Origin of the sequence: Photobacterium sanguinicancri, from assembly GCF_002265265.1 — a bacterium.
GTDB classification, from domain to species: Bacteria; Pseudomonadota; Gammaproteobacteria; order Enterobacterales; family Vibrionaceae; genus Photobacterium; species Photobacterium sanguinicancri.
Window position 1 is genome coordinate 15,715 of sequence record NZ_NOIF01000011.1, and the last position, 25,363, is coordinate 41,077.

At 46.4% G+C, this 25,363-nt stretch carries 21 protein-coding genes and 1 tRNA gene; 11 read left to right on the forward strand and 11 right to left on the reverse strand.

Annotated elements, in window-relative coordinates; translation table 11 throughout:
• Positions 1-46 precede the first annotated feature (46 nt).
• The 3 genes from hldE to ASV53_RS03395 all read right to left on the reverse strand — a co-directional run bounded on the left by hldE (position 47) and on the right by ASV53_RS03395 (position 6,260).
• On the reverse strand, positions 47-1,477 hold the full coding sequence (gene hldE, locus ASV53_RS03385) for a bifunctional D-glycero-beta-D-manno-heptose-7-phosphate kinase/D-glycero-beta-D-manno-heptose 1-phosphate adenylyltransferase HldE (protein WP_062691807.1): 1,431 nt from the start codon (positions 1,475-1,477) through the stop codon (positions 47-49).
• Positions 1,478-1,563: 86 nt separating this feature from the next.
• Positions 1,564-4,446 carry a bifunctional [glutamate--ammonia ligase]-adenylyl-L-tyrosine phosphorylase/[glutamate--ammonia-ligase] adenylyltransferase gene (glnE, locus tag ASV53_RS03390; RefSeq protein WP_094956110.1) on the reverse strand — a complete coding sequence of 961 codons (2,883 nt, stop codon included), beginning with the start codon at positions 4,444-4,446 and terminating at the stop codon, positions 1,564-1,566.
• 212 nt (positions 4,447-4,658) lie between these two features.
• Positions 4,659-6,260, reverse strand: a complete 1,602-nt coding sequence (locus ASV53_RS03395) for a methyl-accepting chemotaxis protein (protein ID WP_094956111.1) — start codon at positions 6,258-6,260, stop codon at positions 4,659-4,661.
• 168 nt (positions 6,261-6,428) lie between these two features.
• On the opposite strand from ASV53_RS03395, the gene ASV53_RS03400 reads away from it, so the two are divergent.
• The gene (locus tag ASV53_RS03400; protein WP_094956112.1) at positions 6,429-7,259 is read left to right on the forward strand and encodes a potassium channel family protein; all 831 of its coding nucleotides are present in this window, start codon (positions 6,429-6,431) and stop codon (positions 7,257-7,259) included.
• A gap of 109 nt (positions 7,260-7,368) precedes the next feature.
• Here the strand turns inward: ASV53_RS03400 and ASV53_RS03405 are convergent, their stop codons facing one another.
• Positions 7,369-8,883, reverse strand: coding sequence for a CYTH and CHAD domain-containing protein (locus tag ASV53_RS03405; protein WP_062691805.1), 1,515 nt, complete (start codon positions 8,881-8,883; stop codon positions 7,369-7,371).
• Positions 8,884-9,069: 186 nt separating this feature from the next.
• On the opposite strand from ASV53_RS03405, the gene ASV53_RS03410 reads away from it, so the two are divergent.
• The 3 genes from ASV53_RS03410 (at position 9,070) to ASV53_RS03420 (ending at position 11,784) form a co-directional block, all read left to right on the forward strand.
• Entirely contained in the window at positions 9,070-9,750 is a 681-nt protein-coding gene (locus ASV53_RS03410) for a TIGR00153 family protein (RefSeq protein WP_062691800.1), read from the forward strand.
• Between the two features lie 32 nt (positions 9,751-9,782).
• Entirely contained in the window at positions 9,783-11,051 is a 1,269-nt protein-coding gene (locus ASV53_RS03415; protein ID WP_062691798.1) for an inorganic phosphate transporter, read from the forward strand.
• 115 nt (positions 11,052-11,166) lie between these two features.
• Entirely contained in the window at positions 11,167-11,784 is a 618-nt protein-coding gene (locus ASV53_RS03420; RefSeq protein ID WP_094956113.1) for a TIGR04211 family SH3 domain-containing protein, read from the forward strand.
• 111 nt (positions 11,785-11,895) lie between these two features.
• Here the strand turns inward: ASV53_RS03420 and ASV53_RS03425 are convergent, their stop codons facing one another.
• Both ASV53_RS03425 and ASV53_RS03430 read right to left on the reverse strand, forming a co-directional pair.
• Complete coding sequence (locus ASV53_RS03425) at positions 11,896-12,801, reverse strand: general secretion pathway protein GspB (protein WP_094956114.1); 906 nt, start codon at positions 12,799-12,801, stop codon at positions 11,896-11,898.
• Positions 12,801-14,480 carry an ExeA family protein gene (locus ASV53_RS03430; protein ID WP_094956115.1) on the reverse strand — a complete coding sequence of 560 codons (1,680 nt, stop codon included), beginning with the start codon at positions 14,478-14,480 and terminating at the stop codon, positions 12,801-12,803. The genes ASV53_RS03425 and ASV53_RS03430 overlap by 1 nt, the downstream gene beginning before the upstream one ends.
• A 75-nt stretch (positions 14,481-14,555) precedes the next feature.
• On the opposite strand from ASV53_RS03430, the gene ASV53_RS03435 reads away from it, so the two are divergent.
• The gene (locus ASV53_RS03435) at positions 14,556-15,794 is read left to right on the forward strand and encodes a multifunctional CCA addition/repair protein (protein ID WP_094956116.1); all 1,239 of its coding nucleotides are present in this window, start codon (positions 14,556-14,558) and stop codon (positions 15,792-15,794) included.
• Positions 15,795-15,908: 114 nt separating this feature from the next.
• Here ASV53_RS03435 and ASV53_RS03440 read toward each other — a convergent pair whose 3' ends face one another.
• The 3 genes from ASV53_RS03440 to folB are packed head-to-tail and all read right to left on the reverse strand — an operon-like array spanning position 15,909 to position 17,552.
• Positions 15,909-16,712, reverse strand: coding sequence for an undecaprenyl-diphosphate phosphatase (locus ASV53_RS03440; RefSeq protein WP_094956117.1), 804 nt, complete (start codon positions 16,710-16,712; stop codon positions 15,909-15,911).
• On the reverse strand, positions 16,699-17,202 hold the full coding sequence (gene folK / locus ASV53_RS03445) for a 2-amino-4-hydroxy-6-hydroxymethyldihydropteridine diphosphokinase (RefSeq protein WP_094956118.1): 504 nt from the start codon (positions 17,200-17,202) through the stop codon (positions 16,699-16,701). The genes ASV53_RS03440 and folK overlap by 14 nt, the downstream gene beginning before the upstream one ends.
• Positions 17,199-17,552, reverse strand: a complete 354-nt coding sequence (gene folB / locus ASV53_RS03450) for a dihydroneopterin aldolase (RefSeq protein WP_062691788.1) — start codon at positions 17,550-17,552, stop codon at positions 17,199-17,201. Before folB ends, folK begins: the two co-directional genes overlap by 4 nt.
• A 260-nt stretch (positions 17,553-17,812) precedes the next feature.
• Here folB and plsY point away from each other — a divergent pair, with 260 nt between their 5' ends.
• Positions 17,813-18,454, forward strand: coding sequence for a glycerol-3-phosphate 1-O-acyltransferase PlsY (plsY, locus tag ASV53_RS03455; RefSeq protein ID WP_062691787.1), 642 nt, complete (start codon positions 17,813-17,815; stop codon positions 18,452-18,454).
• 75 nt (positions 18,455-18,529) lie between these two features.
• Here the strand turns inward: plsY and tsaD are convergent, their stop codons facing one another.
• The gene (gene tsaD / locus ASV53_RS03460; RefSeq protein WP_062691785.1) at positions 18,530-19,558 is read right to left on the reverse strand and encodes a tRNA (adenosine(37)-N6)-threonylcarbamoyltransferase complex transferase subunit TsaD; all 1,029 of its coding nucleotides are present in this window, start codon (positions 19,556-19,558) and stop codon (positions 18,530-18,532) included.
• A gap of 194 nt (positions 19,559-19,752) precedes the next feature.
• Between tsaD and rpsU the strand changes: the two genes are divergently transcribed.
• The 5 genes from rpsU (at position 19,753) to ASV53_RS03485 (ending at position 24,533) form a co-directional block, all read left to right on the forward strand.
• Complete coding sequence (rpsU, locus tag ASV53_RS03465; protein WP_062691783.1) at positions 19,753-19,968, forward strand: 30S ribosomal protein S21; 216 nt, start codon at positions 19,753-19,755, stop codon at positions 19,966-19,968.
• A 27-nt stretch (positions 19,969-19,995) separates the two neighbouring features.
• Positions 19,996-20,439, forward strand: a complete 444-nt coding sequence (locus ASV53_RS03470) for a GatB/YqeY domain-containing protein (protein ID WP_094956119.1) — start codon at positions 19,996-19,998, stop codon at positions 20,437-20,439.
• Positions 20,440-20,590: 151 nt separating this feature from the next.
• Positions 20,591-22,339: a DNA primase gene (dnaG, locus tag ASV53_RS03475; RefSeq protein ID WP_094956120.1), complete on the forward strand. Its 1,749-nt coding sequence runs from the start codon at positions 20,591-20,593 to the stop codon at positions 22,337-22,339.
• A gap of 93 nt (positions 22,340-22,432) precedes the next feature.
• Entirely contained in the window at positions 22,433-24,277 is a 1,845-nt protein-coding gene (rpoD, locus tag ASV53_RS03480; RefSeq protein ID WP_094956121.1) for an RNA polymerase sigma factor RpoD, read from the forward strand.
• 180 nt (positions 24,278-24,457) lie between these two features.
• A tRNA-Ile gene (locus tag ASV53_RS03485) sits at positions 24,458-24,533 on the forward strand.
• A 193-nt stretch (positions 24,534-24,726) separates the two neighbouring features.
• On the opposite strand, the gene ASV53_RS03490 is transcribed toward ASV53_RS03485, so the two are convergent.
• Positions 24,727-25,098, reverse strand: coding sequence for a hypothetical protein (locus ASV53_RS03490; RefSeq protein WP_062691779.1), 372 nt, complete (start codon positions 25,096-25,098; stop codon positions 24,727-24,729).
• Positions 25,099-25,363 lie beyond the last annotated feature (265 nt).

Genomic DNA, 25,363 nt, shown 5'->3' on the forward strand with positions numbered 1-25,363 from the left:
TTTTTTATTCCCCGCAAATCAGCCTATCTCAATAGGCCAGCGGCGATTAACCTCGACCACCACGGATCGCTTCAATAATTTCAGTGGTTGAACAACCATCTTCGAAGTTCAGCACTAGCACTTCACCACCTGCCGCAATCACTTCTTGACCACCCGCAATTTCTTCAGGTTTGTAATCGCCACCTTTCACTAAGCGTGTCGGTAGGATTTCACTGATTAAACGCTGTGGGGTTTCTTCGGTAAAAGGAACCACCCAATCAACCGCACCTAAACCCGCCAGAACAGCCATACGACGATCTTCTGGGTTGACTGGACGACCTGGGCCTTTCAGCGCTTGTACCGAAGAGTCTGAATTCACCGCTACAATTAGGCGATCGCCCAATTTTGCCGCTTCGTTCAAGTAAGCAACATGGCCGGCATGAAGAATATCGAAACAACCATTGGTCATTACCACTTTCTCGCCACGTGCACGTGCAGTCAGTACCGCTTGTTTTAGCTGATCTTCTGCAATCACACCAAAACCGCTATCTTGGCTTCCATGGATTGCATCGGTAAGCTCAATCGTCGACAACGTAGATGTGCCTAGCTTAGCAACCACAACACCTGCCGCTGCGTTAGCAAGCTTACATGCATCAGACAATGATTTCCCTGCGGCAAGCGAAGACGCTAGTACCGAGATAACGGTATCACCAGCACCTGTCACATCATAAACTTCTTGCGCTTGGGTTGGCATATGCAGCGGCTCTTGGCCACGCTGTAGCAAGGTCATACCGTGCTCACTACGCGTTACCAGTAGCGCTTCAAAATCGAATTGCTCCATCAAGGCAAAGCCTTTCTCAACGATATCGGCATCGCCATTTACTTTACCGACAACCGTTTCAAACTCAGATAAGTTTGGTGTCAGTAGTGTTGCACCGCGGTAACGTTCAAAATCAGCCCCTTTCGGATCGATAAGAACAGGTACACCCGCTTTACGTGCCATTTGGATCATGGTTTGCACATGCTCCAGGGCGCCTTTGGCATAATCAGACAAAATCACTGCTTTCACTTGCGACAGTGATTGTTCAAGGCGTGGCATAATCAAATCAGGGTCCACATCATGGAAGCCTTCTTCGAAGTCTAAACGGATCAGCTGTTGACCACGGCTCATCACTCGTAGTTTGGTGATGGTTGGGTAATCTGGTAGCGAAACAAAGTCACAACGTACTTTGAGTGACGATAACTTTTCAGTTAGCGCTTTCGCTTGCTCATCGATCCCGGTTAAACCCACTAAACGTGCGTGACCACCCAGTGCTGCAATATTCATAGCAACGTTAGCTGCGCCACCTGGACGTTCTTCAATCTGATCGACTTTTACCACTGGTACTGGCGCTTCTGGCGAAATACGCCCTGTAGGCCCATACCAGTAACGATCTAGCATGACATCACCAACAACGAGCACATCTGCTTGATCATAATCAGGAAGAGTCAATTTCATTTTTATCTCCGGGAAAGTGAAAACTGCGAAATAGTATCACAAAGCAAAAAAAGCAAACACTCACCCAGTGCTTGCTGATCATTAAATTATTCGGCTAACGTATCCGATCCATCGCTGTTCGCCAAGTATTGTTGCCATACTTGGCGAACTATCGCTCTTTCAGCACTAAATTGCTGCTCATCAACATACGCGGATTGCCCCAATAAGTTTAAACGATGAATGGCATCACGCATCGCACAATAAGCTGATTTTATGGCCGTCACTTGTTCTGGCGACATTTGTTCATGTTCAGCCATCGTATCAAATATACGTACATTATCAGACCACCGCGCTAACGCAGGATTATCATAAGCATGTTGTAAGACTAAATATTGGGCAATAAATTCAATATCCGTAATACCACCTTCATCTTGCTTCAGATCGAACAACCCGATTTTTTTACTGCCTAGGTGATCACGCATCTTATGACGCATTTCAATCACCTTCTGCCGTAATGTTGCTTCTTCACGCTCTTGCGTCAAAGTATGTTGGCGTACTAAGGCAAAGCCTTGCTGTAACTGTGCATCACCGTAAATTAAACGGGCCCTTACCAGTGCTTGATGCTCCCATGTCCACGCTTCTTGTTGCTGGTACTCATCAAATGCTTCTAAGGTACTCACCAACAAACCGGATGCGCCCGATGGACGTAATCGTATGTCTACTTCGTACAACACACCTGAGGCGGTTCGAGTCGAGAACAAATGCACAATACGCTGGGCTAGTCGCAAGTAAAACTGACGACCATCGATCTCTTTCTTACCCGTGGTGTTCACATTGGCAGGGCAATCGTGCAGGAAGACTAAGTCTAAATCCGATCCATAACCGATTTCCCAGCCCCCTACTTTGCCATAACCGATAACACCAAAGCCTTTACCATCGCGCCCTTCTAAGTGGCTTGGGATTCCATATTTTTCGGCCATCTGCAGCCATGCTTGATTAACGACGGCTTCGACAATCGCTTCCGCTAAGAAAGTTAAGTGATCACTCACTTTCATTAATGGCAATGCACCTGCGATGTCAGCCGCAGCAATCCGCAATAATTGGGCTTGCTTAAACTGGCGGATCGCTTCCATCTGTTGCTCCATATCCTCTTCTGGAATACGGGCAAGGTACTCGCGCAACTCTTCGCGATACTGATGGAGTGGCGTTGGGTTATATAAGTGCTGCGGATCAAGCAGCTCATCTAACAAAATCGGATACTGTGCTAATTGCTCCGCCACCATAGGGCTGGCTGCACATAAGCGTACCAGTTGATCGAGCGCCGCGGGATGCTCACTTAATAATTCAAGATAAGTGGTACGTGTCGCGATGCGGACAATCAGCTTGGTTACTCGCCCCAAGACTTGCGCGGCATCGGGACGATTAACAATACGGCTGAGTACGCACGGCATTAGAGTCGCTAAGACTTCACGTCCTCGCGGCCCTAGGGTGCGTTTTGATAATTCGGCTTTCATCCCCAGCAAGGTACTGGTTTGTTGGGCAGGATCATGCACATCAAGTTCTGCAAAGATAGACAGTAACACCTCTTCATCTTTACTCATCGCCCACAGCTCTTGATATTGTGGGCCGGCAACACAAGCGCTGTCACTGTCATCCTCATCGCTACCTACGATCGCGTCAAAGACATGGTGAACATCAGCCATGTGCTGCTCAGTGCTGGCTAATAACTGTTGCCAACCCTCAAACCCCATCGCAATCGCGAGGCGCACTTGATCCAGTGGCTTATCGGGCAAAGTTTGGGTTTGCTTGTCGTCTATTGCCTGCAGTAGGTTTTCAAGCTTGCGTAAGAAACAGTAACCGCGTTCTAAATCATCAACTTGCTCAGGCGGTAAGAAGCCTTGCTGCTTAATGGCTTCCAGCGTTTCGAGCAAACCTCGACCACGTAAACTGGGTTCACGTCCACCACGAATAAGCTGAAAAGACTGAGCGATAAACTCCACTTCGCGGATCCCACCAGCCCCGAGCTTGATATTGTTACTGAGGCCACGACGGCGCACTTCACTACTGATCATCGACTTCATTCGACGCAAAGCTTGAATCGCACTGAAATCAATATAACGACGGAACACAAACGGGCGCAGCATCTGACGCAATTCTTGATACTGGCTAAAACTTTCACGCCCCATCACCCGCGCTTTAATCATCGCGTAGCGTTCCCAATCACGCCCTTGTTCTTGGTAGTAATCTTCTAATGCTGCATAGCTCATGACCAGTGGACCACTGTCACCAAATGGCCGTAAACGCATGTCGACCCGATAGCAAAAGCCATCGAAAGTGGGTTGATCTAGCGCTTTTATTAAACGTTGGCCTAAGCGAGTGAAAAATTGGGCATTGGCGATACTACGACGCCCGCCCTGTGTTTCACCGTTTTCAGGATACGTAAAGATCAGATCGATATCAGATGAGAAGTTCAGTTCGCCACCACCCAGCTTCCCCATCCCCAGTATCAACATCGGCTGCGCTTCACCTTCAGCGTTGGTTGGCGTGCCCCATTCCGCGCAACATTGTTGATACAGCCAATGGTAAGCTTGCATGATTAACGCTTCCGCCAGCATGGACAAGTGATTCAAGCTATCGGGCAGGGTTGATTTTCCCATGAAATCGCGCCAAGCAATCCACACCATTTCTTGGCAACGAAAAGCGCGAAGTACTCGCATGAGTCCCGCTTCATCATTGACACGGTTTAATTGTTCAGCCAGTTGGTCACGGTAATTGTCACAACGAGATTCATCATCAATGTGCTCAGCAAGCCAAGGTAGCAGACGGGCATCACGCACCATAGATGTACTGATAAAATCGCTAAAACCAAGCGCTTGCATCAGTTCCGTTTTACGTGACGCCGGCCACTGTGCTAGCGCATCAGGGTGAGCATTGTGGAGTTTGTCCCACGCTTGGGTTGATGCGGTTTGCAAAAGCTCATTGTGATTCATGACTCGTCCTCGCCCTGTTCCTTGTGAAATTTCGATGAAGCCTCTTGGTATCGCTACTCGTCATATGTCAGCGAAAAACGATACCAAGCAGGATTCAGTTACTTCGTTAGCTTGGTATAAAATACCACAGCTATTCGCCTGAGAATAAGATAACAAAACGCCCGCAATGGCGGGCGTTAAATCAGAGTTTCTATCTGTTTTTTGAGCAAGCGTTAAACATGGAACGCCTGAATTTTTTTCTCTAATTCTGTCGCTTGCTCTTGCATGATATCAGAGGTTTCCGACAACTCAGTCACAACCAACACCGAGGCTTCTACCAATTCACGCACATTACTCAGGTTTTGGCTCATCTCTTCCGCGACAGAGCTTTGCTGCTCGGCTGCTGAAGCAATATGGAAATTCATGTCATTGATGTTAGTGACTTGCTCGACTATTTTATCCAACTCACCCCCAGCATTCGTTACCAACTCAACACCTTCTGCAGCTTCAACCACACTTTGTTCCATCAGCGAAACCGCTTGTTGGGCACTGTTTTGCAGCTGAGTGATCATATCTTGAATTTCAACGGTCGCCGTTTGAGTTCGCTGTGCAAGGTTACGTACCTCATCGGCAACCACGGCAAAACCACGGCCCGCATCACCAGCACGTGCCGCTTCAATCGCAGCGTTCAATGCCAGCAAGTTGGTTTGTTCAGAAATACCTTGAATAGTCACGATCACGCTACTGATTTGTTCAACACGGCTTTCAACTTGATTCACCGCACCAGCGGATTGACTGATATCTTGTGATAATTGGTTAATCGTACCGATAGTTTCTGAAACAAAGCGCTGGCCTTGCTCCGCTTGTTCAGACGTACCTTCCGTCGCATTCGAGGCTTGGCGTGCATTATCTGCCACCGTTTGAACGGTAGAAGTCATCTCACTCATGGCAGATGCCAGTTGATCAATTTCCGCAAATTCTTCTTGTGATGATTCTTTGGTCTCCACCATGCTGATCGACATCACTTCCGCCAAGCCTGACAGCTCAGAAGATGCTTCGCGTTGATTACAGATCACATCACGCAGTTGTACTCGCGTTTGCTCAAGTTCACGCGCTAAATCACCATATTCATCTTTACATTCCATGATGATAGGTTGTGATAAATCACGCTGAGCTAAACGCTTAATGCTCTCTGCAAGGTAGTTGATTTGGCGAAGCATAATGCTAGAGCCACCCAATAGAATGACCATAAAGGAAACAATCATCAGGCCGGTTTGCCATGCCACTTGAAGTAAATAATCGCTGTAGTAGTGATCAGCTTCAGAAGAAGGTTGCGACGCGACTAAAACCCAATCCTGATTAGGCATAGTGACCGCATGTTCAAATCGCTCCCCCTTACTCAATACAATATCACCCGAGCCTTGTAGCTGTGATAAGTAACCAGACAGCGCTCCGCCTTGGTCCATTTGGCTATTCAATTGATTTATAGCTCGAGCCGTAGGGTGACCAAATACCGTACCGGTATCACGCTCGACCAAATACAAGTAAGCCCCTTCTCCCCAGCTATTTTCTTGTGAGAGAATGGCGGTTTCAGCCAGTTTTTTTCCGTTATCTCCCTGCGCAAGCAGCGATGTTAATAACGCAACATTGGCACTGGCGACCTCTTTTGAGCGCTCTTGCTGGATCTTGACCACACTTTGATAAAACGTATTGGCATCCCACAATTGCTTACCAATCAATAAGACGGTACTGAATACCATCAGTAGTACTAACTTAGGGACTAAACGGATATTAGTGATCCCTTTTTCCCATGGCTTAAAAACCAACGTTGCCATTCTTAATCTCCCTATTTAATAAGCTCGCGAAACCCGGCTACTGATGCGTTATAATATTGTTCACAATAAGAAATCACGCTGGGTATTCACTCAAATGCCGTGACTATACTTTCACAAGCTAGAATATTGCGACCATCTTATATGTCGGCAGCTAATAGGGAAAATTGAATGTCTAAAAAAGTCGATGTCATCAAACATGAACTCAATCCTATGAGTTTGATGTCACTGGTATTATCGATTGTGTCGTTGGCCATAGTCACGAGTCTTATCTTTATTCCAAAGACAGATGATGTTTATACGCTGCTATTTGGTATTGATACCTTCATTTGCCTGTTCTTTTGGTTCCAACTACTTACTGATTTATTCAGAAGCAAGCAAAAATGGGCCTACCTCAAAGTGCACTGGATCGACTTTGTCGCCAGCTTACCCATTATTGAACAAGTCCGTTTTGCGCGGGTGATTCAAGTTTTCCGGGTGATGCGCTTGATCCGATCGAGTAATCAGATCCTCCATTACATTCGCAGTAACCGCCGTGAAGCCACCGTCGCCTCGATCTTTTTACTGTTAACCTTATTAGTAACGGTTGGTTCGGCGCTAATGCTCATGATTGAAGGGGATATTCCTGAATCCAACATTCACAATGCCAGCGACGCGCTGTGGTGGGTCTTTGTCACTATTTCGACGGTAGGCTACGGCGACCACTACCCTGTGACCACGCTGGGCAAGATTTTAGCGGCAGTGATTATTGTTTGTGGTGTGGGGCTATTTGGTATGGTGGCAGGTTTGGTCAGTTCGATGATTTCCGATCCTGGCAAACTGAAACATGAAAAAGAACAAGAGCACTTACATCAGCAAGAATGGAAGCAAATGCTAGACATACAGCAGCAATTACTCATGCGATTAGAACAATTGGAAAATCGGCTCCCCCCCCATCAAAATACTGCAGATACAGAAATGCCCAAAACAGTAACGGATGTAAGGCATCCGAAGGAAAGTTAATAAGTAGAGCTACATTTGCAGCCAAAACAAAAACGCCGCCAGTGTCATTGCACTGGCGGCGTTCTATTAACTATTTCACTCGTATTTGGTGTTAAATACGCTGTCAGCGCTAAGGCCAATACGGTGATAGTTCAATCCCAATTTGACGCGTTTGGTCCATGGCATGCAATAACGACTCTTCGTGACGCTCTAGCCATTTCTCCATTTGTACCAAATCATCACCTTGGTGTTCAGCCAACAAGATACGGATAGGTTCAAGCTGGCGTAAATCTTCTATGCCACTCAATAGATCAAGCCAAGGCATTCTAAAGCCTGCACGTTTGTCTTCATCGTACAGGCTGGCAAAACACAAACCGCTCATCAAATTACGAATCAAGCGAGGTTGTTGATCGCAATACTCGATACGACCTAATTGACGTTTCGCTGGGAAGACATCTTGCAGCTCTTGCCAAGAACGCGTAAGCGTTGCATCAGCGTATTGCTTAACACTGCCTGACAACTTAACTCGCCCCTTATCATCAAGGAACGGCTGCCAGCCTCGACTTAAAATCCAACGACTTAAATCAAGTAGCAAGTTGCAATAACGTGATGACTCCATCAGAGCCAGCATAGCTTCTTCATTGGGTAATGTTTCTTGCTGCTCGCACAGTTGCTTCATCAGCACTTTCTGCGCATTCAGTTTACGCAGTGCGTACCCTTTATCCGCCAGCAGTTGTTCAATACTGGCCGCTTCTTCTAGCCACTCTAGCTCGCCTTCAAGCCATTGCAGTTCTTGACGCAGTAATGCACTTGCCCGACGCGGGATCATGCCACCAAATAACACGAATACCTGACGAATCAAACCTAGTGCTTGCTTGATTTGAATTAATGCGTTGGCATCTTGGCGTTCAGCATAAATCTGCTCATGGCGATGCCAATGTTCTAGCGCATACTCAAGCGTATGGATAAATACCGTTTCAACCGATTCATCAGCACGTAATGGCATGAAGTCCATCGTGGTGATTTCATCCCCTTGATAGCCTGCCGCTAATCGATAGCCGCGGGCGGCTTTGCTCAAACTACCCAGGCGCATTCCACCTTCAGTGCACAGTTCACGCGCTAACGTAAACAAGGCATCGGTTTGACCCGACTTCAGTTCTAGCTCTACTTCACAAATAGGATCGCTTAAACCATTTGTGCTGACATCACCTTGATCAAAAGCCAATTCAATTTGGCTGCCATCAGGCATTGCAATCAGCCATTGCTGACGCTCAAAGTCAGTTGAAAAAAGAGGAGAAAGCTGTTGCTGAACATCAGCAACGACAAAAGACTCAGGCCATGCATCAGCGGGATGCAAAGTGAGATCAGGATCAGTGCCATTGGTTTCAGCATTGTATTCTGGGCGTTGGTGCAAACCTGCTACCACGCGTCCTGCTGTCTTCAATGTCTGAACAAACACATCATCAATACGACGGACCCGAAGGCCAATATCATGCTGGCGAAGAATTTGGTCTGGGGTGTCGAAGTAAATGTTCCCTAACATTCGACTACTTTGTTGCAGAATTTTCGCTTGTGATATTTTGCTCAACAATTGACTCGAAAATTCTGGTGAGACGAAAAACTTCAGTTCTATCTCGGTTTCCATATGGGTACCTATAAACAGTGGCAAACCAAGGATATTTCCTTATCCGCTCGGGGGCAAGTGAGAAATATCAACAAAACCTTGATCAAAATGGGTTCCCCTGCCGAAACTTATACGTTACCATTCGCGCCTCTGTGACCATCGCTCAAGATTTAGCCATATCGTAGGCACTCTTTAGGTTGATCGGCTATGCCAGTAAATACAATTATGGGGCTCTTTGCTAAATCCCCAATCAAACCACTGCAACGTCACGTTACTCGCGTAAATGAATGTTGCGAACTGCTTGTTCCATTCTTCGAGGCATGTAATGCCGGAGACTGGGAAAAGGCATCGATTACACGTGAGCAAATCTCGCAACTTGAAAAAGAAGCGGATGTGCTGAAGCGTGAAATTCGCCTTAAGCTTCCTCGTGGGCTTTTCATGCCAGTAGATCGTACTGATATGTTAGGTCTTCTTACCCAACAAGATAAACTTGCTAATTTGTCCAAAGATATCGCTGGTCGTGTCTTAGGGCGTCAGTTACAAGTTCCTTCTACAATGTACCCTGATTTTCTCGCGTACGTTCAACGTTGTTTAGACGCTGCCGAACAAGCACGTCGTGTGATCAACGAACTGGACGAACTTCTTGAAACAGGTTTCAAAGGCAGAGAAGTGACTTTAGTTGCGGAAATGATTAATCAGCTTGATGTTATTGAAGATGACACCGACAGCATGCAGATCAAATTACGACAACAACTAATGGCCATCGAAGACCAATACAGTCCGGTGGATATCATGTTCCTGTATAAGATTCTCGAGTGGGTTGGCGGTATCGCTGATCAGGCACAACGTGTCGGCTCGCGACTAGAAATCATGCTATCGCGTTCATAAGCGAAGAGAATTAACAAAAACAAGGTTTTACAATGGAAATCCTGGCTAATTACGGCACCATTCTTATTTTGGTGGCGGCTATCTTTGGTTTTATGATGGCAATCGGTATTGGTGCAAATGACGTTGCCAATGCAATGGGTACATCTGTCGGTTCAAAAGCGCTTACTGTTAAACAAGCAATCATTATTGCAATGATCTTCGAGTTTGCAGGTGCATACCTTGCCGGCGGTGAAGTTACCGATACGATTCGTAAAGGGGTTATTGAAACATCTCTCTATGCTGCTCAACCTGAAGTGTTGGTATACGGCATGATGTCAGCGCTACTTGCTGCTGGTACATGGCTATTACTTGCGTCTTACATGGGTTGGCCGGTATCGACAACTCACTCAATCATCGGTGCTATCATCGGTTTTGCGTGTGTGTCTGTTGGTACTGAAGCTGTAGATTGGGCTTCTGTTCAAGGCATTGTAGGCAGTTGGTTGATCACTCCGCTGATCTCTGGCTTGTTTGCTTACATGATTTTTATCAGTGCTCAGCGTTTGATCTTTGATACCGATAATCCACTCGTAAACGCTAAACGTTTTGTACCTGTTTACATGTTTATCACTGCACTTGTTATTGCATTGGTAACCATCAAAAAAGGTCTTAAACACGTTGGCCTTCACCTTTCAAGTGGTGAAGCTTGGATGGCTTCTATTGCCGTTTCAGCTGTCGTTATGTTTTTAGGCTATGTCTACATTGGCCGTAAATATACCGACGATGGTAGTTCAGTGGACAGCAATGGCTATGCCGGCGTTGAACGTGTATTCAGCTTACTAATGGTTGTAACCGCTTGTGCGATGGCGTTTGCACACGGCTCAAACGACGTAGCTAATGCGATTGGTCCTCTATCTGCTGTTGTTTCCACCGTGGAAAACATGGGCGAAATCACAACGAAAAGTTCGATTGCATGGTGGATCCTTCCACTAGGCGGTATCGGTATCGTTGTCGGCCTTGCGACCATGGGCCACAAAGTAATGGCAACTGTTGGTACAGGTATTACTGAACTAACACCAAGCCGTGGCTTTGCCGCTCAGCTAGCAACAGCGTCAACTGTTGTATTGGCTTCTGGTACTGGCTTACCAATCTCAACCACACAAACACTTGTTGGTGCGGTATTGGGTGTTGGTTTTGCGCGTGGTATCGCGGCACTTAACCTAGGTGTAGTACGTAACATCGTTGCATCTTGGGTTATTACCCTCCCAGCAGGGGCATTACTTGCAGTCATTTTCTTCTACGTAATGCAAGCCATCTTCGGTTAATTAGTGGCACAGGTTCAAAAGAGGGAGGCTTTGCCTCCCTCTTTTCTTGCACCTTGCGCGTAAAATTTTTAGTATCGGAACCAATATTGTATTCAGGCTCCTCAAGGATCAAATCGTGAAGCAACTAATCAGCTTATTATTACTCGCTTGCGCTGTGGTGACTGCCCCAGCACATGCGGAACAAGTACGTTATATCTCTGACGACTTGTTTACTTACATGCACAAAGGCCCAAGCACACAATTCCGTATTATCGGCAGTGTGAATGCTGGCACTAAGGTTTCACTACTGGAAACCAATAAAGACACAGGCTATAGCCGTGTTACTGATAGCCGCGGCCGTACAGGCTGGGTGAGCAGCAAATTTATTTCACGCCAAGTTGGCTTGAAAGACCGTGTACCTGCCCTAGAGAAAGAGCTGACAAAAGTGAAAGCCGCTCTAGCAGAAGCAGTGAAATCAAGTGACGAGCAAAATGCGGGTCTGAAAAATTCACTGACACTACGTAACGACCAAATCACCGAGCTTGAAACACAAAATACCAACCTGAATGATCAGCTAATGACGTCTCAGGCTGAAATTCGTGAGCTTCGTGCCAAGATCGATACCCAAAAAGATGACCTGCTAATGCGCTGGTTCACTTACGGTGGCATGGTTGCTGGTGTTGGTCTGTTACTTGGTTTAGTACTGCCACATTTAATCCCTCGTCGTCGTAAGAGCAACAACGGCTGGGCATAATACTGACGAGCTTCAGTAAACAAGACAAAAAAGGGTAGCCATTGGCTACCCTTTTTTTTCACTCAGCCTGCATCACTCGCTTAGAACACGTCATGCATGACCTTCATTCGATTACCATTCCGATAACGCAGGCATCGCAATATGGTATTTTTCAAAATCCAATACGACTTGGCGTGGCTCGATACTGTGCAATGTCACCCCCGGTGCAACTACATCCCCTTCAAACACCTCGCGTCCATTCACTTTCACCCAGCGGCTTTTCGCACTCGACGAGTAAATATGCGTCTGTAAATTCATGGTCGGTAAACGCTGCTGCACATCTGCTGGTAAATCACCAATCGCCATAACCACTTTTGCAGCCTGCTGACTTGGTGGCGGCGTTGTAGCTCGCTCCGAGGTAGCACGTAAGGTCGAGCTATCTACTGAAGGTGAAGGTGAAGCAGTATCAAAACCTTGATGTGCATCTGTTGCCGCAATCGCAGATTGCAGCTGTTCGGCAAGTTCAGGCGACAAACCTGATAAGTCTAAGCTCTCCAGCCCCCAGCCGTCGCGGTTAGGGTCACGAGGCTCTGCCGAAATAACTCTTGGCTCACTCAGCGCTGCACGTGCCTCAGACTCACTCGGCAAGTGGCTCTTATTGCTGACAGCGACAGACTGCGGACGATTCCAGTTAGGATCGGGTAAGGCTTCGGTGATCAATTCTGGATAAGGTAGAAAAGTAACATCAGACAACACATCATGCTGAGTGTTCGTCGTAGCAAGGTGAACGTCCACAACCGCTTTATGCTCTGACTCTTTAGCCTTGCTAGCAACAAAGAGACCTGAGGCTGTTAAGTGGGGCCACAACACAGTGTATCCGAGCACAGCGACGATAGGTAGAGCAAACAATGCCATACTTCCCCATCCTCGGTGTGACGTCAGCACGGCCTTCTCTGGCGCATAGGCAAGCGTGTTAGGGGCTGATTGCGCCTGATAGCTCTGTTCAGACTGAGCTATCGCGGTAAATAACTTCGACATTAGCTTTCTCTCGGCTGTAATGTTGGCCCTGGTAAATTTAAGGCGGCATCAATCATCATCAATGTTTTTGGCCCGGCAATACCATCCGCAGAAAGACTTTGAGACTGCTGGAAACGGCGTAATTTATCCAGCACGCTCTGATCAAAGCGATTATGCGTCGCGCTCGGCTCCCCCAATAAGAGGCTTAATTGTTGATTGAGCCATTCCACTCGTTCACCGCGCTGTCCAAAGCGAATGCTGGTCTTATCCCCCAGTGGAGGGCGCCATAACAAGGTATAGCCACCTTGCCAGTGACGAGCAAACCACGCATGGCTCACCGCTATACGCTGACCGCCAACCAGTAACTCAACCTGCTCACGCGAATAACGATAAAGTACCGCGAAATAGCGTCCAAATTCCTCGCTGTTCATGCTGATTAGCGCAGGACGATTGATCAGGGTTAATCCACTGATACTCGCCGTTATATTTGTCGACTTGTCTTGATAGCAAGATAAATACAAACGCTGACTCGTCGTGCAATTAGCTTGGCTTGGTGATGTATCGTAACCCCATAGTCGATATAAGGTTTGCATGGCATCCCGCTCGCTCCTACTTTGTGCAATTGCTTGCTCGAGCAGCGTGGCTTCTGACTTGATCTGAATATTCGCTAAAGGCTGAGCTGTCGATGGTAAAACTTGCGCCGTCGTGACGGTATCATCCGCCACCGTCAGCCAACCTTGTTGCTGAGCAAACCAATAGCCCCCCAGCGCAACGGCAATGCCTAACGTTAATACCGTTAGACTCTGCGTTATTGTATTGGGTGCAGGGTGACCCGGATCCTTACGCACTTGTTGCGTTGTAGGCGCCGCTCCCGTCGATGCCCCCACAGGAAGGTGCCAACTTAATACATCGTCACAAGCACGACTCATTAATGCTTTAGACACCTGCTGAGTGCTTTGTTGGTGCGCCAACTGCATCGCCTTATCACACACCAAGTTAATTAAACGTGGTATCCCTTGCGTTCGCTTAACGATCACAGCAATAGCTTGATCATCAAATACGGCAAACAAACAATTAACTGCACGCAATCGATAATGCACATACTCACAAACCTCTTGTTCTGTTAACGCTAACAAGTGATAACGTGAGGTGATCCGCTGTGCTAACTGACGCAAGCGTTCTTGCTGCAACAGTTGTTGTAATTCTGGCTGCCCAATCAATACCACTTTAAGCAGTTTACGGCTTTCAGTTTCAAGATTAGTCAACAAGCGCAGTTGCTCGAGCACCTCTGGCATTAAGTGCTGTGCTTCATCGATCAATAGCAGTGTTTGACGGCCTTCACTGTGATTACTCAATAAATGCTTATAGATGGTATCTGTCAGCACTTTGTAACTGGCTTCCACTGGGTAGGTTAACCCTAGTTCATCACAAATGGAGGCTAACAACTCCTGCGCCGAAAGCGCAGGATTTAAAATCACGGCAACTTGAGTATCTTGTGTCAAACGAGCGATAAGGCCACGTAATACTGTCGTTTTACCTGTGCCGACTTCCCCTGTTAGCAGCCCAAAACCACCACCGTCAGTTAAACTATTGAGCAAATGTGTAAGCGCTTCTCGGTGACGATCACTAAGGTAAAGAAATCGTGCGCTAGGCACAATTGAGAAAGGCGCCTCAGTTATACCGAAAAAATCCTTATACATGCTTTATACTCTGATACCGATAACAAAAATGATTCTATAACGATAAATCGCATAGTTACATGATAGGAGCTAGATTTGCAGACATATCTTGTTGGAGGTGCGGTACGTGACGCACTTCTCGGTCTAACAGTCATAGACAAAGACTGGGTTGTCGTCGGAGCAACCCCAGAACAAATGATCGCCCAAGGCTATAGCCAAGTCGGCAGTGACTTTCCCGTTTTTCTGCACCCGAAAAATAAACAAGAATATGCGTTAGCGCGTACCGAGCGCAAGTCTGGCCAAGGCTATACTGGCTTTGTCTGCCACGCGGCACCAGATGTGACTCTGGAACAAGATTTAATGCGCCGTGATCTTACTATCAATGCGATCGCTCAGGCGAATGATGGCACCTTGATTGATCCTTACAATGGCCAAGCTGATATCGCCAATAAATGGCTGCGTCATGTCTCGCCTGCTTTTATCGAAGACCCATTGCGTGTACTGCGTGTCGCGCGCTTTGCTGCTCGCTTTGCTCACCTTGGTTTTCACATTGCACCAGAAACCATGGCTCTCATGCAAGAAATGGTCGTGAACGGTGAACTCAATACACTAACCCCTGAGCGTGTCTGGAAAGAGTGGGAAAAATCGCTCGGTTACACCAATCCAGAAGTGTTTCTAACAGTACTGCGCCAGTGCGGTGCATTACACGTTATCATGCCTGAAATTGATGCCCTCTTTGGGGTTCCTCAGCCAGAGAAGTGGCACCCTGAAATTGACTGTGGTATTCACACGCTACTGGTGGCTAAGCAAGCCGCCTTACTCAGTGAAAGCCTTATTATTCGTTTTTGCGCCCAAGTACACGACTTAGGCAAAGCGCTAACACCCGAGAGCGAATGGCCAAGCCACAAAATGCACTGTCACACAGGGCTCAAAGCGATAAAGCAACTTTGTCAGCGCCTACGCGTACCCAACGATTACCGCGATACAGCCTTAATGGTGTGTGCGCAACACACCAAAATCCATCGCGCCGATGAGATGCGTCCTGATACCTTCATTAAGATCTTCGATCAAATCGATGCGTGGCGAAAACCAGAAAGAGTCATGCAATTGGGGCTATGTTGCCGTGCCGATGTCCGTGGCCGTACAGGCTTTGAGAACGATGCTTACCCTCAAGCCGATTTACTCATGCAATGCTTTGACGCCGCCGTTGCCGTGGCAGTTAAACCCATTGTAGACGCAGGTTTCAAAGGCAAAGAAATCAAAGAGCAATTAGCCATTCAACGCAGCCAAGCTGTTGACGTCGTGCTGACTCAATACCGCCAAGCAGCAAACTAACGACCTTTGATACTGTAATCTCTTTAATGCCTTTAATATCCGAAATATCGAAATAAAAAAGGCTCAAACCTTCGCAGGTTTGAGCCTTTTTTAGTGTCTCTGTTTGTGCATTTGCTATTGCATCAATAAAAATGCAAACAAGCCGGCACCCAGTAGAAGACGGTAAATTACAAACGGTAGCATGCCTAAACGTGTCACTAGCTTCAAGAACACATGAATACAGGCGTATGCACTGACAAACGATACCACCAGACCAATACCTAAACCGCCAAAATCAATCGGTGCACCGCTAGTCACTAACTTCAAAGTTAAGTAACTACCCGCCAGTAGAATAATCGGGATCGACATCAGGAACGAGAAACGGGCTGCCGCTTCACGGGTAAACCCTAAATGTAGCGCCGCTGTCATGGTTGCCCCTGAACGCGATGTGCCAGGAATAATGGCAGCCGCTTGCGCGAGACCAATAAACAAGGCTTGCTTCCAACCCGTTTGGTATTCATTCACTTGCTGAGTCGCACGCTTATCCACCCACCAAAGTAACAGGCCAAAAATAATCGTCGTGCACGCAATCACCCACGCGGAACGTAGGTACAGCTCAATGAAGTCTTTCATCAACAAACCGAAGAGACAGGCAGGGATCGTCGCCAATGCGATCATCCAAGCCAGTTTCGATTCAGCACTGCGATGACCTTTAAAAATCGACGCAACCCAAGCTGATAACAACGCGACCACTTCCTTACGGAAATACAAGATCACCGCAGCTAACGTACCAACATGGACGGCAACATCGAATGCAAGCCCCTGATCTGCCCAACCAAAAACTTGAGAAGGTAAAATTAAATGCGCCGAACTTGAAATCGGCAAAAACTCGGTTAACCCTTGAATAAGCGCTAACACAAAAGCTTCAAAGTGACTCATGAGATCCCTCAAAAATAACATCTACAGGCCATAAAGCCTGCTCAGTTCCAAACTCATTCCATAGCTGCAATATGGTGCGATCCTCCCCTGGAATTTTCATATCAGGAGCGATCTCAGCCATTGGCCATAAAACAAAAGCAAATTTATAGATATCTGCGCGAGGTAACGTCGGCAAGGAATTTTGTTGAACATTACCGTACAACAAAATATCTAAGTCTAACGTTCGGCTTTGATTTTTCTTCGCATCGGGTGCGCGACCATAATCCAGCTCTAGCTGCTTTAAAGTCTGCTGCAATACCGACAACGACAAAGACGTCTCTAACGCTACCACGCAATTATAAAAATTTGGGCCACTAAACCCAACAGGCTCCGCTTCAAAAATACGGGACACTTCAAAATGTACACCTAACTTTTTCAGCTCAGTCATCGCCACATGAATATGATGCTCACGCTCGATATTGGAACCTATGCTGATAAAAGTTCGTGTCACTTTGTGCCTCGTTCAATTTGAACGCCAACACCACCCGCATTGGCGACAGCGGTAGGTTTGGTCACACGAACACGCAACCATGGCACACCAAATTGCGTCATCAATAACGAGGCAACTTCTTCTGCCACACGCTCTACCAAGAGAAAACGACCGTTCTGAATGTGTGCTGTAACCGCTTCACTCACCGCCGCATAATTTAGGGCATAGGCGACATCATCACTATTGGCGGCAGGACGGTTATCGTGAGCCATCTCCAAATCCAATACCAATTTCTGTTTAATTTCCTGCTCCCAGTCATACACTCCAATAGTGGCGATAACTTCGAGTTGTTCGATAAATACTGAGTCCATGTTCAATCGCTAATTTTGTTAGAGGTCGGATACCCAATGTGAGCAAAAGCGCGTATTATCAGGTCGTAATCGTCAATAAAAATGACATTCACTCTCCACTTCGCTCATCGCTGAGCATATCAAGCACTTGCCGAGTAATAGCAGTGGTGTGAGAGGTGAAGAACTATATCACAGGAATGAGTCACTACGATGAAACTCAGTGATCATTATCATTCAACTAAAGTGACAATGAACATGTTGTTGGCTAGCAGGATGTAACCATGACGCCATTAATACTTTTGATCATTATTGGGGCCTATTTACTAGGGTCGATTTCTAGTGCGGTATTAATTTGTCGACTCTTTGGCTTGCCTGATCCTCGTGAATCCGGATCTGGAAATCCAGGAGCTACCAACGTTTACCGCCTTGGTGGACGCAAAGCTGCCGCGCTGGTATTGGTATGCGATATTCTTAAAGGCATGATCCCAGTTTGGATCAGCTATTTCCTTAACGTAAATCCCTTTTTACTGGGCGTTATCGGCATTGCCGCCTGTCTGGGCCACATCTATCCCATCTTCTTCCACTTTCGTGGGGGTAAAGGGGTGGCAACGGCACTAGGTGGACTCGCGCCAATTGGGTGGGATCTTAGCGGCATGTTAATTAGCTGCTGGCTGTTAGCTGTGTTGGTAACAGGCTATTCATCACTCGCTTCGCTATTTACTGCATTAGCTGCACCACTGTTTACATGGTGGGTAAAACCAGAATACACCATGCCTGTTGCCATGCTCTCGTGCTTAATTGTTTTGCGCCATCACGACAACGTGAAACGCTTACTTGATGGTAATGAGACCAAAATTTGGCAAAAAATCAGTCAAGGCAATAAAGCTGAAGCCGAGAAAAAAAACAAAGTATTGGATGACTAAATCACTTTTGTTGCTCAATAAAAAAACGGGCTGATTAGCCCGTTTTTTGGTATCTGCATATCTCTAAGATAGCGATTATTCAGTATCTGCACCAATAGGCTTTAACTGATCAATCGGCCAACGAGGGTACGCCTTCACAGCCAGATCCATCGTCTCTTGATTCTTCAAGCGCTGCATACCCGCGTAAGCAATCATTGCACCGTTATCAGTACAAAACTCGGTTCGTGGGTAGAAAACTTCACCTCGTAGGTTAGTCATCAGCACTTCAAGTTGTTCACGCAGATATTTATTCGCGCTCACACCACCAGCAATGACTAGACGCTTGTAACCCGTTTGCTTAAGCGCACGCTTACATTTGATCGCCAATGTATCAACAACGGCTTCTTGGAATGCAAAGGCAATATCTGCACGCGTTTGGTCATCATCATCGTTTGCGCGAACCGTATTGGCTGTAAACGTCTTCAAACCTGAAAAACTAAAATCTAATCCAGGGCGATCTGTCATCGGGCGTGGAAACTTAAAACGACCTTTTGTGCCGTTTTCTGCCAATTTCGCTAAACGTGGACCACCAGGGTAATCAAGTCCCATCAGCTTGGCGGTTTTATCAAACGCTTCACCGGCAGCATCATCGACAGACTCACCTAGAATTTGGTACTCACCAATGCCTTTTACATCCACCATCATGGTATGACCGCCAGACACTAATAACGCGACAAACGGAAATTCTGGTGGATTATCTTCTAGCATAGGCGCAAGTAAGTGCCCTTCCATATGGTGAACCGCCACCGCTGGAATTTCCCATGCGTAAGCTAGGCTACGGCCAATAGTAGCACCAACCAGTAACGCCCCCACAAGGCCAGGGCCTGCGGTGTATGCGATACCGTCTAGATCATCATGGGTAAGACCCGCACTAGCCAACGTTGCCTTGATCAATGGGATCGTTTTTTTCACGTGATCGCGTGATGCCAATTCAGGAACAACACCGCCATAATCAGCGTGTAATTTTACTTGGCTATACAGCTCATGAGCCAATAAGCCTTTTTCATCATCGAAAATTGCAATACCTGTTTCATCACAGGAGGTTTCGATGCCCAGTATACGCATAACAACCTCTATACTAGTTAGTAACTGGTGGTAATTATGGGCATGTTACCGCTGTTGACAAAAATTAACCAGTTCATGGTTGCAGAATGCTTTACAAATGCCCCTAGATCAGATTAGAATTTCGCACCATTTTTAATCAGCTGACTCATTACGATTGTCAGCGTTAAACCGAATCACTCAGAGGTGAGTATTACATGCCAGTAATCAAAGTACGTGAAAACGAACCGTTCGACGTAGCACTACGTCGTTTTAAACGCTCTTGTGAAAAAGCAGGCGTTCTTTCTGAAGTACGTCGTCGCGAGCACTTCGAAAAGCCAACGACAGTACGCAAGCGCGCTAAAGCAGCGGCAGTTAAGCGTCACCTGAAGAAATTGGCTCGCGAAAACGCGCGTCGCGTTCGTCTGTACTAATCTAACGATTATCAGAAGGAACGTGATATGACTCTGATTGAACGTCTAAAAGACGAACAAAAAACGGCAATGAAGGCGAAGAATAAACCTCGCCTTGGTGCCATCCGCCTTGTTATGGCAGCAATCAAACAACGTGAAGTTGACGAAAAGATCACTCTTTCCGAAGACGACGTGATTGGTGTACTAACCAAGATGGTGAAGCAACGCCGTGACTCTGTTGTTCAATATGAAGCAGCGGGCCGTCAAGACCTTGCTGATGTTGAGCATGCTGAAATTGCAGTCCTAGAGGAGTTTATGCCTCAGCCACTAAGCGACGACGAAGTTGCCGCTTTACTGGATGAAGCTATTGCTGCTACTGGTGCTGCAGGTATGCAAGACATGGGTAAAGTTATGGGCGTATTAAAGCCTCAAATTCAGGGTCGTACTGATATGGGGAAAGTTAGCCAATTAGTGAAAACTAAACTAGGTTAAAACTCCCCCAGCTCTGCAACAAGCCGTGCTATCCTTTTAGGAATGCGCGGCTTGTCTGTATTCTAACCCTGTATATTTCAAGTAAAAATAAAACACTCAATCACCATTTCCTGGTGGTATTTCACCCGAAGAAGTAGGTTTAACACGTTGTATGGCAGGAAAAATCCCTCGTTCGTTTATTGATGATCTCATCGCACGTCATGATATTGTCGACGTGATTGACGCACGAGTGAAGCTAAAGAAGAAAGGGAAAAACTTCGGTGCCTGCTGTCCTTTTCACAACGAAAAAACCCCTTCATTCTCTGTCAGCCAAGAAAAACAGTTTTATCATTGTTTTGGCTGTGGTGTGCACGGCAATGTGCTCGATTTCGTCATGGAATTCGATCGCTTAGATTTTGTTGATGCCATTGAAGAGCTTTCATCGCAACTTGGGTTAGAAGTACCACGAGAAAATGGTGGCGAACCATCCGGTCCACGTACCGCGGAAAAGCGCAACCTGTACGATTTAATGGGCCAGATTTCCCAGTTCTATCAATCTCAGCTTCGTGCTGGAGATGGCAAAATTGCGATCGATTATTTAAAAGATCGTGGTTTATCTGGCGATGTAGTCAAAAAGTTTGGTATTGGCTATATTCCCGACCAATGGGATTTAGTTCGTAGCCGTTTTGGCCGAGATAACAACGCACAAGAAGCGTTAGTGACAACAGGCATGTTGATCGAAAACGACAACGGCCGTCGTTACGACCGTTTTCGTGGTCGCGTCATGTTCCCGATTCACGATCGCCGTGGCCGCGTAATTGGCTTTGGTGGACGAGTATTAGGTGATGGTACACCTAAATATCTTAACTCACCCGAAACACCAATATTTCATAAAGGCCGTGAACTGTACGGCTTGTACGAAGTCATGCAAGCTTACCGTGAACCTGAGCGCCTGCTGGTTGTTGAAGGTTATATGGATGTGGTCGCGCTAGCTCAGTTTGGTGTGGACTACGCTGTTGCGTCCTTGGGAACAGCAACAACGGGTGAGCACATGCAAACCTTATTTCGCCAAACAGGCACGGTTGTTTGTTGCTACGATGGTGACCGCGCTGGCCGCGATGCTGCATGGCGCGCAATGGAACAAGCTCTGCCATTTCTTACCGATGGTCGCCAATTGAAGTTTATGTTTTTACCCGATGGTGAAGACCCTGACTCCTATATTCGTCAATACGGTAAAGAGGCGTTTGAACAAAGCGTTACCGATGCAATGACGTTGTCAGACTTCATGTTTAACTCGCTGATCCAGCAAGTCGACACCAGCGCACGTGAAGGTAAAGCTAAATTAAAAACACTCGCAGCCCCTTTGATTGAGAAAGTGGCAGGCGAAACATTACGTCAATACTTAATCAATACGCTAGGCTATAATTTAGGGTTACCACCCGATCAAATTCGCATTGAATTAAAACAAAATGTGGCCGATAAACCTAAAAAGCCGCAGCAAGAAATTAAACGCACACCAATGCGAGAAGTCATTGCACTGCTAGTTCAGAACCCAAATTTTGTTAACACGCTCGCATTTGATACCACGACATTTGAAGGTATTGATATCGCGGGACTAAATTTATTGTTGTCAATAGTTGATAAGTGTCGCGCGCGCCCCAATATAACTACAGGCCAGCTACTTGAAAACTGGCGAGGCAGTAAAAGTGAAGCCATGATGGCACGATTAGCCGCATGGGAACTGCCGTTGTTGGATAACGAAGACAACACACACGATGTATTTTTAGACGCATTGGATAAAGTTTTTGACCAGTGTGTCCGACAGCAAATAGAAAAGTTGCAGGCTAAATCGAATACTATCGGCTTATCAGTCGAAGAGAAGCGGGAATTGCAGTTGTTGTTGCTCAATCGTCCCGGCTAATATTTAGCCAACAGTTTAGAAGTTTGTTATAATTAACGGTTTGCATTTCTGCATTCTACTATTCTCACTCAGACCCGAAGTTGGATATCGTCTATGGAGCAAAATCCGCAGTCTCAGCTAAAGTTACTTGTCGCGAAAGGCAAAGAACAAGGCTATCTGACCTACGCCGAAGTAAATGACCACCTACCGGAAGACATCGTAGATTCCGATCAGGTTGAAGACATTATTCAGATGATCAATGACATGGGTATTAAGGTAGTTGAAACTGCCCCTGATGCCGATGAATTGATGATGACTGAAGATAATGCAGATGAAGACGCCATCGAAGCTGCGGCGCAAGCATTATCTAGCGTAGAAAGCGAGATCGGCCGTACAACTGACCCAGTGCGCATGTACATGCGTGAAATGGGTACAGTCGAGCTACTGACTCGTGAAGGTGAAATTGATATCGCCAAACGCATTGAAGATGGTATTAACCAAGTTCAGTGCTCTGTTGCCGAATACCCTTCTGCGATTGCTCACCTACTCGAGCAATTCGACAAAGTTGAAGCCGATGAACTTCGTCTTACTGACATCATTTCTGGTTTTGTTGACCCGAACGATGACGGTACAACAGCACCAACTGCAACCCACATTGGTTCAGAGCTAAGCGAAACTGAGTTAGAAGACGAAGATAAAGATCTTGAGAATTCTGACGACGACGAAGACGAAGAAGAAGAAGACACAGGTATCGACCCTGAGCTTGCTCGTGAAAAATTCATGGAGCTACGCACGTCTTACGAAAGAATGGCAACTGCGATTACGACCAATGGTCGTCATCATGCAGATACTGAAACTACCGTTCAAGAATTGTCTGAAGTCTTTAAGCAATTCCGTCTGATCCCAAAACAGTTCGATAAGCTTGTAAGCTCGCTACGTGCGTCAATGGATAAGGTACGCACTAACGAGCGTCTTATCATGCGTATGTGTGTTGATAACTCTAAAATGCCGAAGAAAACTTTCGTAAACCTATTTTCAGGTAACGAGTCTTCAGCTGAGTGGATCGACGAAGCACTGAATGCAGGTAAACCTTACTCTGAGCGCCTAAAAACGTACGAAGAAGATCTTCGCCGTGCCGTATCTAAGCTAAATATTCTTGAGAAAGAAACTGGCCTAACGATCGAGCGTATCAAAGACATCAGCCGTCGCATGTCTATCGGTGAAGCGAAAGCACGCCGTGCGAAGAAAGAGATGGTTGAAGCGAACTTACGTCTGGTTATTTCTATCGCGAAGAAATACACCAACCGTGGTCTACAATTCTTGGATCTTATTCAGGAAGGTAACATCGGTCTGATGAAAGCGGTTGATAAGTTTGAATACCGCCGTGGTTACAAGTTCTCGACTTACGCAACGTGGTGGATCCGCCAGGCAATCACTCGTTCAATCGCTGACCAAGCACGTACCATCCGTATTCCGGTTCACATGATCGAAACGATCAACAAACTGAACCGTATTTCACGTCAGATGCTACAAGAAATGGGTCGTGAACCGTTGCCGGAAGAATTGGCTGAACGCATGCAAATGCCGGAAGACAAGATCCGTAAAGTACTGAAGATTGCAAAAGAGCCAATCTCAATGGAAACCCCTATCGGTGATGACGAAGATTCACACCTAGGTGATTTCATTGAAGATACAACGCTTCAGCTACCGATGGATGCCGCAACAGCGACTAACCTACGTGGTGCTACAAACGAAGTGCTAGCTGGCCTAACACCTCGTGAAGCTAAAGTTCTGCGTATGCGCTTTGGTATCGACATGAACACTGACCACACGCTTGAAGAAGTAGGTAAGCAGTTTGACGTAACGCGTGAGCGTATTCGTCAAATCGAAGCGAAAGCGCTGCGTAAACTACGTCACCCAAGCCGCTCAGATGTTCTACGTAGCTTCCTAGACGAGTAAGTTCTACTTATTCATCGCTAGTTAGTTATTCAAAAAAGCGAGCTTATCAGCTCGCTTTTTTATTGCCTGTAATAACCTACCAATCAAGCCTCTACATCTTAAGTGTTGAAAAAGCACACAATTTAGCCAAGGAAAGCTATAGACAAGCGATCCTGCATCCCATATAATTTCTCGCACACTGGCCCCTTAGCTCAGTGGTTAGAGCAGGCGACTCATAATCGCTTGGTCCCCAGTTCAAGTCTGGGAGGGGCCACCAAATATAGAAAGGCCGAAGCGGTTAATAACCACTTCGGCCTTTTGCATTTCTGACATCTGTATTTCACATCTGTCGCTTGGTATACGCCTTAATCAACTCAGCCAAATCTTAGTCCAGAATGCTCTCTTCAAATAATAGAAGAGGGTAATCAACTTACCCTCAATAAGCCTTAAGCAAACATGAAGCGCTGTACTTAAATCTCTTTCATGGCTGAAACAACAGAAGGATCATTGATCAGATTAAACAACAGGCTCTTAGCTGAAGATCGCTGAGCATCAGATAAAACCTTCTTAGGGTTCTCTCTTGATTGCGTCAGTATGTTTTTGACAAACTTACTATTTGTACCGGAAAGCTCATACACAAATCTGAGTGTGTCTAGCAACTCCCCCTGAGGTAAACTATAAACCGCCATTTCACAGCTAAGGTTATCCATGGAAAGTAAGTTATTCACTATCTCTTTACGTTCCGCATTGAATTTTTCTTTTGCTATATAGGCATCAATTAAAGTCTGTACTCTCTCAGCGATAGCGACAGGTACTTCCATAGTTTTAGTTTCATGAGTCATTGCTGATTCTCCTGCTCTAGCTGACATTGAATCACTGGGTAATGCTGATGCTCATAGGCTTATTTACCCACAAGCCCAGCAATCTAGGGATATTTCACTCCAGACAACTTTAGACTAATCGCCCTCTACTTCTCAACCCCTTTCAGTGACCTAAGTGTACTTATTCACAACACTTAACCTGAAGCCACGAAAAACACCTAAACATAACAGCACTTTTCAATCGACGCATGGTTATCGCCTTACCTTCTAGCGACTCATTTTATTA

Coding starts and splice junctions, on each gene's coding strand:
- hldE (WP_062691807.1), bottom strand. CDS start 1,477: ATGAAATTGACTCTTCCTGATTATGATCAAGCAGATGTGCTCGTTGTT.
- glnE (WP_094956110.1), bottom strand. CDS start 4,446: ATGAATCACAATGAGCTTTTGCAAACCGCATCAACCCAAGCGTGGGAC.
- ASV53_RS03395 (WP_094956111.1), bottom strand. CDS start 6,260: ATGGCAACGTTGGTTTTTAAGCCATGGGAAAAAGGGATCACTAATATC.
- ASV53_RS03400 (WP_094956112.1), top strand. CDS start 6,429: ATGTCTAAAAAAGTCGATGTCATCAAACATGAACTCAATCCTATGAGT.
- ASV53_RS03405 (WP_062691805.1), bottom strand. CDS start 8,883: ATGGAAACCGAGATAGAACTGAAGTTTTTCGTCTCACCAGAATTTTCG.
- ASV53_RS03410 (WP_062691800.1), top strand. CDS start 9,070: ATGCCAGTAAATACAATTATGGGGCTCTTTGCTAAATCCCCAATCAAA.
- ASV53_RS03415 (WP_062691798.1), top strand. CDS start 9,783: ATGGAAATCCTGGCTAATTACGGCACCATTCTTATTTTGGTGGCGGCT.
- ASV53_RS03425 (WP_094956114.1), bottom strand. CDS start 12,801: ATGTCGAAGTTATTTACCGCGATAGCTCAGTCTGAACAGAGCTATCAG.
- ASV53_RS03430 (WP_094956115.1), bottom strand. CDS start 14,480: ATGTATAAGGATTTTTTCGGTATAACTGAGGCGCCTTTCTCAATTGTG.
- ASV53_RS03440 (WP_094956117.1), bottom strand. CDS start 16,712: ATGAGTCACTTTGAAGCTTTTGTGTTAGCGCTTATTCAAGGGTTAACC.
- folB (WP_062691788.1), bottom strand. CDS start 17,552: ATGGACTCAGTATTTATCGAACAACTCGAAGTTATCGCCACTATTGGA.
- plsY (WP_062691787.1), top strand. CDS start 17,813: ATGACGCCATTAATACTTTTGATCATTATTGGGGCCTATTTACTAGGG.
- tsaD (WP_062691785.1), bottom strand. CDS start 19,558: ATGCGTATACTGGGCATCGAAACCTCCTGTGATGAAACAGGTATTGCA.
- rpsU (WP_062691783.1), top strand. CDS start 19,753: ATGCCAGTAATCAAAGTACGTGAAAACGAACCGTTCGACGTAGCACTA.
- ASV53_RS03470 (WP_094956119.1), top strand. CDS start 19,996: ATGACTCTGATTGAACGTCTAAAAGACGAACAAAAAACGGCAATGAAG.
- dnaG (WP_094956120.1), top strand. CDS start 20,591: ATGGCAGGAAAAATCCCTCGTTCGTTTATTGATGATCTCATCGCACGT.
- rpoD (WP_094956121.1), top strand. CDS start 22,433: ATGGAGCAAAATCCGCAGTCTCAGCTAAAGTTACTTGTCGCGAAAGGC.
- ASV53_RS03490 (WP_062691779.1), bottom strand. CDS start 25,098: ATGACTCATGAAACTAAAACTATGGAAGTACCTGTCGCTATCGCTGAG.